12 protein-coding genes are annotated in these 12492 nt (G+C 75.1%); 10 read left to right on the forward strand and 2 right to left on the reverse strand.

All coding sequences use genetic code 11. The features are described 5' to 3' along the window. The first annotated feature begins 167 nt into the window (after nt 1-167). The 9 genes from F8279_RS26685 (at nt 168) to F8279_RS26725 (ending at nt 10885) form a co-directional block, all read left to right on the forward strand. Complete coding sequence (locus F8279_RS26685; protein WP_043325613.1) at nt 168-1916, forward strand: ATP-binding protein; 1749 nt, start codon at nt 168-170, stop codon at nt 1914-1916. A gap of 11 nt (nt 1917-1927) precedes the next feature. After that, complete coding sequence (locus F8279_RS26690) at nt 1928-3076, forward strand: exonuclease SbcCD subunit D (protein WP_151501396.1); 1149 nt, start codon at nt 1928-1930, stop codon at nt 3074-3076. Next, entirely contained in the window at nt 3076-5550 is a 2475-nt protein-coding gene (locus F8279_RS26695) for an AAA family ATPase (RefSeq protein WP_151501397.1), read from the forward strand. The genes F8279_RS26690 and F8279_RS26695 overlap by 1 nt, the downstream gene beginning before the upstream one ends. Before the next feature lie 25 nt (nt 5551-5575). After that, nucleotides 5576-6547: a hypothetical protein gene (locus tag F8279_RS26700; protein ID WP_151501398.1), complete on the forward strand. Its 972-nt coding sequence runs from the start codon at nt 5576-5578 to the stop codon at nt 6545-6547. After that, the gene (locus tag F8279_RS26705; protein WP_091420074.1) at nt 6547-7404 is read left to right on the forward strand and encodes a spermidine synthase; all 858 of its coding nucleotides are present in this window, start codon (nt 6547-6549) and stop codon (nt 7402-7404) included. Before F8279_RS26700 ends, F8279_RS26705 begins: the two co-directional genes overlap by 1 nt. Before the next feature lie 82 nt (nt 7405-7486). After that, on the forward strand, nt 7487-8185 hold the full coding sequence (locus tag F8279_RS26710) for a sigma-70 family RNA polymerase sigma factor (protein ID WP_091420072.1): 699 nt from the start codon (nt 7487-7489) through the stop codon (nt 8183-8185). Then, on the forward strand, nt 8182-8961 hold the full coding sequence (locus F8279_RS26715) for an anti-sigma factor (RefSeq protein WP_151501399.1): 780 nt from the start codon (nt 8182-8184) through the stop codon (nt 8959-8961). Before F8279_RS26710 ends, F8279_RS26715 begins: the two co-directional genes overlap by 4 nt. Before the next feature lie 204 nt (nt 8962-9165). Then, the gene (locus F8279_RS26720; protein ID WP_091420068.1) at nt 9166-9819 is read left to right on the forward strand and encodes a hypothetical protein; all 654 of its coding nucleotides are present in this window, start codon (nt 9166-9168) and stop codon (nt 9817-9819) included. Between the two features lie 151 nt (nt 9820-9970). Further along, a complete protein-coding gene (locus F8279_RS26725) occupies nt 9971-10885 on the forward strand; it encodes a DNA-3-methyladenine glycosylase (protein WP_151501400.1) in 915 nt (304 codons plus the stop codon). A gap of 4 nt (nt 10886-10889) precedes the next feature. Here F8279_RS26725 and F8279_RS26730 read toward each other — a convergent pair whose 3' ends face one another. Then, nucleotides 10890-11411, reverse strand: coding sequence for a DUF1990 family protein (locus tag F8279_RS26730; protein WP_151501401.1), 522 nt, complete (start codon nt 11409-11411; stop codon nt 10890-10892). A gap of 55 nt (nt 11412-11466) precedes the next feature. On the opposite strand from F8279_RS26730, the gene F8279_RS26735 reads away from it, so the two are divergent. Then, nucleotides 11467-11973: a GNAT family N-acetyltransferase gene (locus F8279_RS26735; protein ID WP_151501402.1), complete on the forward strand. Its 507-nt coding sequence runs from the start codon at nt 11467-11469 to the stop codon at nt 11971-11973. A gap of 9 nt (nt 11974-11982) precedes the next feature. Here F8279_RS26735 and F8279_RS26740 read toward each other — a convergent pair whose 3' ends face one another. Continuing rightward, nucleotides 11983-12405: an SRPBCC family protein gene (locus F8279_RS26740; RefSeq protein ID WP_151501403.1), complete on the reverse strand. Its 423-nt coding sequence runs from the start codon at nt 12403-12405 to the stop codon at nt 11983-11985. Nucleotides 12406-12492 lie beyond the last annotated feature (87 nt).

Below are 12492 nucleotides of genomic sequence, written 5' to 3' on the forward strand. Positions count from 1 at the left end.
GAACGTGGAGGAAACGCACGCATCGTGATCGGGCGGATCCGGGTGGCTACCGTTCGGCGCACCGGTGACGTGGCGTCCGCCGCGTCGCGTGGCAACCTGTCGCATCCCTCGGGCAGGATGCACGACGTGCACCGCCAACGGTACGACCAGCCGACCGGAGACCGCCGATGACCGACGACCAGCTCGACGGGCCCGGCGAGGGTGTCGGCCGGGTGCTCGGCACCGCCGACGCCACCCCGCTCACCTTCTGGACCGCGGTCGCCCCGGGCAGCTACCTGCAACTCGACGACGTGGTGGTGACCCGCCGCGACCTGCCCGACCGTGAGCCGGTGACGATCGCCGGGGTGGTGACCCAGGTGCGCGCCCGGCACGAGGGGGCGCAGTTCGACTCCGACGTCTTCGCCATCGCCGACGGCACGCTGCCGGCGCAGGTGCAGGAGGCCGCCGAGGTGACCACCACGCGGGTCGACCCGGAGTTCTACGTGCCGCCCACCCCGGGCGCCGTGGTGCACCGGGCCGAGGGCGACGCGCGGGCACGGGCCCTGCACTTCGACCGGATGGAGCGGCGGATCCCGATGGGGATGGGCCGCGACGGCGTGCCGGTCTACCTCAACGCCGACTTCCTCGACGGCACCCGGGGCGCACACGTGTCGATCTCCGGCATCTCCGGCGTCGCCACCAAGACGAGCTTCGCCACGTTCCTGCTCTACTCGGTGTTCCGCTCCGGCGTGCTGGGCGGCGACGCGGTCAACGCCAAGGCGCTGATCTTCAACGTCAAGGGCGAGGACCTGCTCTTCCTCGACCACCCGAACAGCCGGCTCGACGACCCGACCCGGGCGGCGTACGCGAAGCTGGGCCTGGACGCGGGCGCGTTCCCGGACGTGCGGGTGTACGCCCCGCCACGGGTCGGCGACTCCTCCGGCACGCCCGATGTGAGCAGCCGGCTCACCGGTGTCGACAGCTTCTACTGGACGCTGTCCGAGTTCTGCGCCGACCGGCTCCTGCCGTACGTGTTCGCCGACGCCGACGACGAGCGCCAGCAGTACACGATGGTGGTCCACTCGGTCGCCGCCCACCTGGCCCGCTACGCCCAGCCCGCCGACGGCGGGGTGAGCATCGACGGGGTGCGGCTCGGCTCGTACGCCGACCTGGTCGACCACGTGGTCGAGCAGCTGAACGACGACGAGACGCGTGGCGAATGGGCCGGCAGCGCGGTCGGGCTGGGCACCGTGAACGCGTTCGCCCGCCGGCTCATCGGCAGCAAGAAGGACCTGGGCCGGCTGATCCGGGGCGATCTGGCGACCCGCCGCCCGCACTCGATCAACACGGCGGAGAGCGCCCAGGTCACGGTGGTCGACCTGCACAACCTGCCGGATCGCGCGCAGCGCTTCGTGGTCGGCGTGACGCTCAAGAGCGAGTTCGAGCGCAAGGAGAAGGCCGGCACCGCCAAGCCGCTGCTGTTCGTCGTGCTGGACGAGCTGAACAAGTACGCGCCGCGGGAGGGCTCGTCGCCGATCAAGGAGGTGCTGCTCGACATCGCCGAGCGGGGCCGCTCGCTGGGCGTGATCCTGGTCGGCGCGCAGCAGACCGCCAGCGAGGTGGAACGGCGGATCGTCACCAACTCGGCGATCCGGGTGGTGGGCCGGCTCGACCCGGCCGAGGCGTCCCGCCCGGAGTACGGCTTCCTGCCGCCCGCCCAGCGTCAGCGGGCGCTGCTGGCCAAGCCGGGCACGATGTTCGTCAACCAGCCGGACATCCCGGTGCCGCTCTGCCTGGAGTTCCCGTTCCCGGCGTGGGCCACCCGGGTCTCGGAGGCGGGCCGCGCGCCCTCGGAGACGCTACGGTCGATCACCCAGGCCGCCGATCCGTTCGCGGTGGTCGGCTCCGGCTCCTCCGACGACGACATCCCGTTCTAGGCGGCACCCACATGAAGATCCTGCACACCTCCGACTGGCACGTCGGCAAGGTCCTCAAGGGGCAGTCCCGGGCCGAGGAGCACAAGCAGGTCCTCGCCCAGGTGATCGAGATCGCCCAGCGCGAACGGCCCGACCTGGTGATCGTCGCCGGTGACCTGTACGACACCGCCGCGCCCACACCGGAGGCGACCCGGCTGGTCACCCGGGCGCTCACCGCGTTGCGGCGTACCGGGGCCGACGTGGTGGCGATCGGCGGCAACCACGACAACGGCGCCGCGCTGGACGCGCTGCGCCCGTGGGCCGAGGCCGCCGGGATCACGCTGCGCGGCAGCGTCCGGGAGAACCCGGACGAGCACGTCATCGACGGGGCCACCGCCGGCGGGGAGCGCTGGCGGGTCGCCGCGCTGCCGTTCCTGTCCCAGCGGTACGCGGTGCGCGCGGTGGAGATGTACACGCTCACCCCGGCCGAGGCCAACCAGACGTACGCCGACCACCTGGGCCGGGTGCTGGAGCGGCTCGCCGAGGGGTTCACCGAGCCGGATCGTGTGCACCTGGTGACCGCGCACCTCACAGTGGTCGGGGCGAGCACCGGCGGCGGCGAGCGGGACGCGCACACCGTGCTCGGATACGCCGTACCGGCCACCGTCTTCCCCGGCAACGCGCACTACGTGGCGCTGGGTCACCTGCACCGCTCGCAGCGGGTCATCGGCCCGTGCCCGATCCGCTACAGCGGCAGCCCGCTGGCGGTGGACTTCGGCGAGCAGGAGAACGTCAGCTCGGTGACGGTCGTGGAGGTGACCGCCACCACCGCCGCCCGGATCCGCGAGGTGCCGGTGCCGGGCGCGGTGCCGCTGCGCACGGTACGCGGCACGCTCGCGCAGCTCGCCGAGATCGAGCCGCCGGAGGGCTGGCTGCGCGTCTACGTCCGGGAGCAGCCCCGGGCCGGGCTGCGCGAGGAGGTGCAGGAGCTGCTGCCCCGGGCGCTGGAGATCCGGATCGACCCGGAGCTGGTGCCCGCGCCGGGCAGCGGGACGCGTACCGCCCAGCGGGCCGGCCGGTCGCCGGGCGAGTTGTTCGGCGACTACCTGGACAGCCGCGGGCACGCCGACGAGGGCGTCCGGGAACTCTTCGACGAGCTGCTCGAGGAGGTGGAGCACTGATGCGGCCGATGCGGCTGGACATGGCCGGGTTCACGGTGTTCCGCGACGAGACCACTGTCGACTTCACCGACGCCGACTTCTTCGCGCTGGTCGGGCCGACCGGTTCGGGCAAGTCGACGGTGCTCGACGCGATCTGCTTCGCGCTCTACGGCACGGTGCCGCGCTGGGGCGGCACGCGAGGGCTGGCGAACGCGCTGGCGCCGTCGGCCACCGAGGCGCGGGTCCGGCTGGTCTTCGAGTCCGCCGGGGACCGGTACGTGGCGACCCGGGTGGTGCGCCGCGACGGCCGGGGCACTGTGAAGACCGCGAACGCCGGGCTCCAGCTCATGCCGCCGGGGTTCGACGTCACCAAGCTCGACACCGGGCTCAGCCCGGAGGATCTGGGCGAGGTGGTGGCGGGCACGCCGGCCGAGATGGAACAGGCGGTGCTCGACGCGGTGGGGCTGCCGTACGAGCAGTTCACCTCCTGCGTGGTGCTGCCGCAGGGGCAGTTCGCCGACTTCCTGCACGCCAAGCCGGCCACCCGCCAGCAGATCCTGGTGAACCTGCTCGGGCTGGGCGTCTACGAGGGCGTGCAGAAGAAGGCGGTCGAGCGGGCCGCGCAGGCCGAGGCGAAGCTGGAGACGGTCGACAAGATGCTCGGCGGGCTCGCCGACGTCGACGACGAGAGCCTGGCCGCCGCCCGGGAGCGGGTGGACGCGATGCGGGAACTGGCCGCGGCGGTCGCTGCCGCCGTACCCGAATGGGAGCGGGCCCAGGCCACGGCGGGTGAGCGGGCGGCGGCGCTGGCCGCCCTCGACGCCGAGCTGGGTGTGCTGGCCGGGGTCCGGCCGCCGGACGGCACCGCCGAGCTGGCGCGGGCGGTGGCGCAGGCCCGGGTCGCCGCCGACGAGGCGGCGGCCGCTGTCGGGCTGGCTGAGGAGCGCGAGGAGAAGCTGCGCGGGGAGCTGGCCGCCGCCGGTGACGAGAGCGCGTTGCGGCTGCACCTGAAGGCGTACGCGGACCGGGACCGGCTGACCGCGGAGGCGGCGACGGTCCGCGCGGCGGTGGACGCGGCGCGCACCGAGCACGACGCGGCGGTGGCGGCGCTGGCGTCGGCGCGGGCGGACGCGCAGCGGGCCGAGGTGGAGCTGGAGTCGGCGTTCCGCGCGCACGAGGAGGCGAAGGCCGCCGACCAGGCGGTGGCGCTGCGGGCGCACCTGGTCGACGGCGCGCCGTGCCCGGTGTGCGAGCAGACTGTCACCTCCGTGCCGGCGGTGCCGAAGGGCTCGGCGGTGAGCCGGGCGATCGAGGCGGGCAAGGCGGCGCGGGCGGCGAACGAGGCGGCCAAGCGGGTGGTGCAGGAACGCGACACCGCGGCGCGCGACCTGGACCGGGTGCTGCTGCGCGCCCGGACCCAGCACGACCAGCTCGGCGCGCGCCTGGCCGAGCTGGACGAGCAGCTCGCGGACGCGCCCGCGCCGGAGCGGCTGCGCGAGTCGCTGGCCGAGCACGCGCGGTTGCGGACCGCGCTGGAGGAGGCGGCCGGCGCGGTGCGGGCCGGGCGGGAGGCGGCCCGGCGGGCGCGGGGCGCACTCGACGCCGCGCAGGAGCGGCTGCGCCGGGCCTGGCGTGACTTCGACGCGGTACGCGACGGCCTGGCCCGGTTCGGCCCGCCGGCCGCCGACCGGGACGACGTGGCTGCGGCGTGGGCGGCGCTGGCCGGCTGGGCGGGCGAGCAGGCGCAGGCGCGGCGCGCGGAGCGGGACGGCCTGGCCGCGTCGGTGGACGCGGCGCAGCGGGCCGCGGCCGAGGTCGCCGACGGGATCGCGGCGCTGTTCACCGCCGCCGGGCTGGACGCGCCGCAGGACGCGCCGCGCGACGTGGCGGTGGCGGTGGAGCGGGCCGAGGCGGAGTTGCGCCGCCTCGACGAGCGCCGGGAGCAGGCCGCCGGGCTGCGGGAGCAGCGGGCCGGGCACGAGCACGAGGCGCGGGTGGCGCGGGCGCTCGCCGCGCACCTGCGGGCGAACAACTTCGAACGCTGGCTGCTCACCGAGGCGCTGGACCTGCTCGTCGACGGCGCGTCGCGGATCCTGCGGGAGCTGTCCGGCGGGCAGTACGACCTGATGCACGACAAGGGTGAGTTCTTCGTGGTCGACCACCACGACGCGGGGCTGCGGCGCGGGGTGCGGACGCTGTCCGGCGGGGAGACGTTCCAGGCGTCGCTCGCGCTCGCGCTGGCGCTGTCCGAGCAGCTCGCCGGCATGTCCACCACCGCCGCGAGCCTGGAGTCGATCGTGCTGGACGAAGGCTTCGGCACGCTCGACGCGGCGACGCTCGACACGGTCGCGGCGACGCTGGAGAACCTGGCCGCCCGAGGTGACCGGATGGTCGGCGTGGTCACCCACGTGCCGGCGCTGGCCGAGCGCATCCCGGTCCGGTTCGAGGTCCGCAAGGACGCGCGGACGGCCCGCGTGGAACGGACCGGCCTGTGACCGGCGCTTCCCGGCGGAGCGCCGCGTGACCGGGCCGTCGCCGGCGTTCTTCGTCGACGCCTGGGATCCGGCGTACGGCGCGTCGTTCGAGGCGGCGGGCGGGTCCGGGCCGGCCGCGCCGAGCAGCGCCCAGGTCGACGCCGACGTCGAGCTGCCGGCCACCGACTGGCGGGCGATCGGCCCCCGCGCTGGCGTGCGGGCGCCGGACGTGGTGCTGCTCGTCGACGGGGTACGCCGGATCGACGCCAGCGTGTGGACGGCTGAGGAGGACGGCGGCTCGTTCCCCGGCATCGCCGCCTCGTACGCGGCCGGTGTGGTGCGCTGCGACCTCGACCGGGGTGCCGCCGAGATGGCCGGCGCCCGGGTGGGCCGGGGATTGTTCACTGCCAGCCCGTCGGCGCAGGACGTGGTCGCCGGTACGGTCCGTTACCCGGTGCACCGGGTGAGCGGCACCGGTGAGCTGAGCAAGCTGCCGGCCGCGGTGCAGGCCCCGCTGACTGCGCTGGAGGTGGCCGTCTCCGACGCGGTACGCACCGACGGCGACCTGCTGGTGGTCGACGGCCCGCTGCGCAGCCGGCGGAACCTGCCGCGCACGCTCGGGTACATCAAGACGCAGCACAGCCAATACCTGGACGCCCGGCTGACCGCCGTGGTGACCGGGCTGGCGCCGGGTGAGCGGTGCCCGGTGTTCCGGCTGGGCACGGCGTGGGGCGGCTGGTCGTGGTATCTGCGGCTCCCGGTGCGCGCCGGCGCGCCGTGGGCGGGCATCGTACGGGTGGAGTGCTCGGCCGACCTGACCGTGCCGGAGGCGATCGCGCTGGCCGACCTGTCGCTGGTGACGCTGCCCCGGTTCGCCTCCACCCCGTACAAGGATCCGCGCGCCCCGCAGAACCTGGTGCCGATCGCCGGGCTGGAACGGCGGCTGCGCGGGATGCTCGGCGACGCGCGGCTGCTGCACCGGAGGCTCACCACCGCGGCGCGCGGGATGCGGCACTGATGGGCCGGCGACGCGACTCCGACCGGGTGGTGGCCGACGTCGACACCGGCCGGGCCGAGCTGGTGCCGGACGTCGACCGTCCGGGCTCGTGGACGCTGCTGCTGGACGGCGCGCCGCAGTCGCACGTGGACCTGACCGACCCGTCGCACCTGGAGTTCGAGTACGTCCGCCGGCTGGCCGCCGCGCTGGACCTGGTGGCGCCGGCCGGGACGCCGCTGCGGGTGCTGCACCTGGGCGGCGGCGCGCTGACCCTGCCCCGCTACGTGCAGGCCACCCGGCCCGGTTCGACGCAGCGGGTGTCCGAGGTGGACGGCGCACTCGTCGAGCTGGTCCGCCGCGAGCTGCCCTGGCCGTCGGATCCGCGGCTGAGGGTCCGGGTGGCCGACGCGCGGGCGACGCTGACGTCGAGCCGGGACGGCGCGTACGACGTGATCGTGGCCGACGTGTTCGCCGGCGCCCGTACCCCCGCGCATCTGACCTCGGTGGAGTACGCCGCCGAGGTGGCCCGCGTGCTCGCGCCCGGCGGCAGCTACCTGGCGAACGTGGCCGACGGCCCGCCGCTGCGGCACGCCCGCGCGCAGGTCGCGACCGTGCGTACCGTGCTGCCCCGGGCCTGCCTGGTCGGCGACGCGGCGGTGCTGCGCGGCCGGCGCTACGGCAACCTGGTGCTGGTGGCGTCCCGGGTGGAGCCGCCGGTGCCGGAGCTGACCCGGCGGGCGGCGGGCGACTGGTTCCCCGGCCGGGTGCTGGCCGGTGCCGAGCTGGACCGGTTCACCGGCGGCGCGGCGGTGGTCCACGACGCGGACGCCGTCGACTCCACTCCCCCACCGCCGGGAATTTTTTCGGTCAAACGTTGATCCGATCGGCTGGTCGCTGCGTATCACCGGGCGGCCATGCCCGTGGGGGGCCGGCTGATGTCATTGGACAGCGGAGGTCTGCATGCATGCGGTGGCGGCCGGCTGGCACGGCGAGGTGGCGCGGCCCGAGTGGATGTTCGCCCGGGCACAACCACACTCGCGCGCCTCGCGTTCGGGCCGGGGGGTCGACGCCCGGTCCACCGATCGCCAGAATGACCCGGTGCCGCCGCGACCCGCTCCCGGACGCCACCAGGCGACCTCCGCCGAGACGAGCCACTCCGACCAGCTGATCCGCCTGTTGTACGCCGAGCACGCCGGCCCGCTGCTGATGTTCGTGATGCGGCTGACCGGCGGGGACCGGCAGCGCGCCGAGGACATCGTGCAGGAGACGCTGCTGCGGGCCTGGCGCAACGCGCACCGGCTCGGCGTGCAGGGCCAGGGCTCGCTGCGCCCCTGGCTGGTCACGGTGGCCCGGCGGATCGCCATCGACGAGCACCGCAGCGAGCAGGCCCGCCCGCCCGAGACGTACGACCGGGATCTGACCATGTTCGCCGAGTCGGACAGCACCGACCGGGTGCTGCGCACGATGACCGTAGCGGACGCGCTGCGTACGCTGAGCCAGTCGCACCGGGAGATCCTGGTGGCGACGTACTTCCGGGGGCGCACCGTGCCGGAGGCGGCCGAGGAGCTGGGGCTCCCGCTCGGTACCGCCAAGTCGCGGGTCTACTACGCGCTGCGCGCGCTGCGCACGGCTCTGCAGGAGAGGGGGGTGACCGAATGAGCCGGGCCGATCACATGGACGTCGCCGCGTACGCGCTCGGCGTGCTGGATGCGCAGGACGCGGAGCGGTTCGAGGAGCACCTGGCCACCTGCTGGGCCTGCGCGGCGGAACTGGAGACGATGGTCCCGGTGGTGGGGCTGCTCTCCGGCATCGACGGCGAGGCGATGGCCGCGCTGGAGCAGACGCACACCGATCCGGCGCTGCTGGACCGGACGCTGATGGCGGTGCGGCGGGACCGCCGTCGTACCCGGGTGCGGCAGTTGCTGGCCACGGCGGCGGCCGTGGTGGTGTTCGGCGGCGTGAGTGCGGCGGCGGCCGGGATGCTCGGCGACGACCCGGCGCCGCCGCAGGCGGTGCCGACGCAGGCCGCGCCGTCCGTGGCACCCAGCGGCGAGCCGGGCGATCCGAACGACCCGGCCGTCGGCGGGCCACAGGACATCGAGGGCGAGAAGCACAACGCGACCGACCCGGCGACCGGGGTGCAGACCACGATGTGGCTGGCCCGTAAGGAGTACGGCACGCAGATCGCGGTGCAGCTCAGCCGCCTGCCGGGGCCGCGCACGTGCCGGCTGGTGGTGGTCCGCAAGAACGCCACGAGCGAGGTGATCTCCACCTGGTCGGTGCCGGTCGGCGGCTACGGTACGAACCAGAACCAGCTTCCGCTGGAGCTGAGCGCGTCCACCTCGGCGCCGGTGCGCGACATCGACAAGCTCCAGGTGCAGTCGGTCGACGCGAACGGCGTCGCGAGTCCGCTGGTGACGGTGGACGACATCTGACCGGGTGTGCCGACGGCGCCGGGTGGCTGGGCCACCCGGCGCCGTCGTGTCGTGCCCGGCCGGCAGATCTCCTCGTGCTGACGCACGCACGCCGGCGCCCAACGGTTCAATCGGTCCACTGTGAAATGTGCCACCGTTTCGGGTTCAACCTTGACAGTGCCGTGCCCGTACTACTCGACGAACTGCCAAGAACGAGGAGGGCACGTGGCACACCACAAGCGGACGACCGTCATCGTCGCGAGCGCGATGGTCGCACTTACGGCCTGCGCCCCAGCAGGCTACAACGGGGCGAACTCGGGCGCGGCCGAGCCGGTCGCCGTCGCCGCGGCCGAACCCACCGCGGCGGCCGAACCGGAGGCGTCGGCGGCTCCCGAGGAGAAGCCGGTCGCGGACAAGGCGCCCCCGGCCAACGTGAAGATCACCGACGAGCTGGTCGGCAAGAAGCTGCCCCGGATGGGCCGCGTCGTCACCGACCAGGACGGCTGGGTGCTGTACCGGTTCGACAAGGACTCCGCCGACCCGCCGCAGTCCAACTGCGTGGACAAGTGCGCCGAGGTGTGGCCGCCGTCGCTCACCGACGGCAACCCGCAGCTGCGTGGCGTCTCCGACGACAAGGTCGGCACCATCACCCGCCAGGACGGCACCCGGCAGCTCACCATCGGCGGCTGGCCGGTCTACCGCTACATCGGCGACAAGAAGCCGGGCCAGTGGAAGGGCCAGGGCGTCGGCGGCACCTGGTTCGTGGTCGACCCGAACGGCAAGAAGAACCTGACCTGCCTGCCGACCGGCACGCCCAAGGCGGTCGCGCCGCCCGCGGCGAACAGCTCCTCCGGCGGCGGGTCGGACTACTCGTACTGACGCACCAGGACACGGTGACCGGTCGCCGCCGGGGAGGGCGCGGCCGGTCATCGTCGCGGACCCGGGAGGCGGGGCGTACCGGCATCGGCCCGCCTCCCGGCACGCGGGGCGTGCCCGGCGTCACGGCCGGGCCGCGTGGCAGAGTGGCCGGGTGACCTCGCCCGACGCCCGCCGCACGCTGCGCCCGCCGGCCGGCTACCGGCTGGCCGCCTCGGTGCGGACGCTCACGTTCAGCCCGTACGACCCGTGCGCGCGGATCGCCGCCGGCACGTTCTGGTGGGCCACCCGCACCCCGGACGGCCCGGCCACGCTGGCGCTGCGCCCGGAAGCCGGCGACCTGCTGGCCGAGGGGTACGGCCCGGGCGCGGCCTGGGTGGTCGACCGGGCCGACCGGATCGCCGGGCTGTGCGACGACCTGACCGGGTTCGCCGCCCTCGCCGCCGCGCACCCGCTGGTGGCCCGGCTCGCCCACACGCACCACGGGCTGCGGATGCCCGCCACCGGGCAGGTCTTCCCCCGGCTGCTGCGGGCGGTCTTCGAGCAGAAGGTCACCGGCAAGGAGGCGTACCGGGCGTACGCCGCCACAGTGCGGCACTTCCGCGAGCCCGCGCCCGGCCCGCTGCAACCGCTGCTGCTGCCGCCGGAGCCCGCCGCGGTGGCGGCCACGCCGTACTGGGTGTTCCACCCGTTCGGGGTCGAGCAGCGGCGCGCCGACACGCTGCGCCGTGCGGCGGCCGTCGCGGACCGGCTGGAACGCTGCGCCGACTCGGCGGAGGCCACCCGGCGGCTCACCGCGATCCCCGGGATCGGCCCGTGGACCGCCGCCGAGGTGGTGCGCATCGCGTACGGGGATCCGGACGCGGTGAGCGTCGGCGACTACCACGTGCCGAACACCGTAGCCTGGGCGCTCGCCGGGGAGCCGCGCGGCGACGACGCCCGGATGCTGGCGCTGCTGGAGCCGTTCCGGGGGCACCGCGGCCGGGTGTGCGTGCTGCTGGAGGCGGCCGGCGTCCAGGCGCCGAAGTACGGCCCGCGCGCCCCGATCCGCTCCTTCGCCCGCTACTGACCGCTCAGCGCCGCCGGCACAGCCGCCGCAGCGTCCGCCCCAGCCACCAGGCGTACGCCCGCTGGAAGCCCAGCACGACCGGCCCGCCGGCCCGCACGTACCAGTGGGCCGGGCGGCTGAACGCGGTCACCTCGAACCAGACGCCGCCGGCGCCCCGGGTCACCAGGAACGCCTCCTCACCGACTTCCGGGTGCCCGGGCAGCGTGCCGTAGCCGAATCCGGCCCGATCCGGCTCGTCCACCGTCCAGACCACCTCGGTCGGACCCCACAGCCGCACCGGGCCGACACCGACCCCCGGCGTGACCCGCACCCCGGGGGCGGCGCGCGGCGCGTCCGCGCGCATCACCACGCCCGCGGCGCGGTGCAGCCGCCAGCCCAGCACCGCGTCCGCCGCCACCGGGAAACCGCCGTCCGGCAGCCGGACCCGGTGGCGCAGGTGGTGGTAACCCGCCGGCAGGCCGCCGTCGCGGGTCGCGCCCACCTCCGGGTACGTCAGCTCGGGCACGGCGGCCACCTCCACGCTCACGGGAACACCCCCGCCAGCGTACGGCCGCCCGGGAGCGCTGTGGTGAGCTGAGCCGGTGACCGACGTGACCATCGCCCCCGCACACGTCACCGACGCCGGGGAGATCCTCACCGTGCAGCGTGCCGCGTACCTGGTGGAGGCGCAGCGCTACCGGGACGTGTTCCTGCCCCCGCTGACCGAGACGCTGGACGAGGTGCGGGCGGCGCTGACCGGCCCGGACGTGGTGCTCGCCGCCCGGCGCGGCACCCGCCTGGTCGGCTCGGTACGCGCCCGCCTCGACGGCGACACCGCCCACGTCGGCCGCCTCTCGGTCGCGCCCGACCAGCAGGGCCGGGGCGTCGGCGGGCGGCTGCTGGACGCCGTCGAGCACGCCTGCGCCGGCCGGGTGGCCCGGTTCGCGCTGTTCACCGGCGCGGACAGCGCGGCGAACCTGTCCCTTTACGCGGGCCGCGGCTACCGGGTGGTGTCGCACCGGCCGGACGAGAACGGCAACCGCCTCGCCGTGCTGGAGAAGACGCTGGACGGCCCGGCCCCGGCCCTTGTCTCTTCCGACGGCGCCTGAGCGGCCGGGTCAGCGGGGCTCGCAGCGGCGCCTGAGGCCGTCCGCCTCCTGCCGCAGGTAGCGGCGCATGGTGGAGCCGCCGAGCAACCCGACCAGCCCGGCCAGCGGACCGGTCTGCACCAGGACCAGCTCGGCCCGGGTCCGCCCGTCCTCCAGCGGGATCAGCCGGTGCTCACCCCGGGTGCGCACGCCAGGGCTCGCCGACTCCCAGGCGAACGAGTACGGCGGATAGATCTCCACGACCCGCCACACGGCCGGGCGCAGCCGGGGCTGCTCCAGCCGGGCCGTCGAGCCGAGGAGCAGCGGACCGGGCTCCAGCCGACGGGCCGCGGTGACCGACGGCGTCCACTCCGGCCAGCGTTCGACGTCGCTCTGCACCTCCCAGACCCGGTCGACGTCGGCGGCGATGTCGACGGACTCGGCGAACCGCATGGGCTTCTTCCCTCCCCCGTGGACGGTCCACTCAGCCTATGCCCGAGCCCCGCCCCGCCGCCGACGTCGACCGGGTCTGGGAGGTGC

The sequence above is a fragment of the Micromonospora sp. AMSO1212t genome (assembly GCF_008868145.1).
In the GTDB taxonomy this organism is placed as follows: domain Bacteria; phylum Actinomycetota; class Actinomycetes; order Mycobacteriales; family Micromonosporaceae; genus Micromonospora; species Micromonospora tulbaghiae.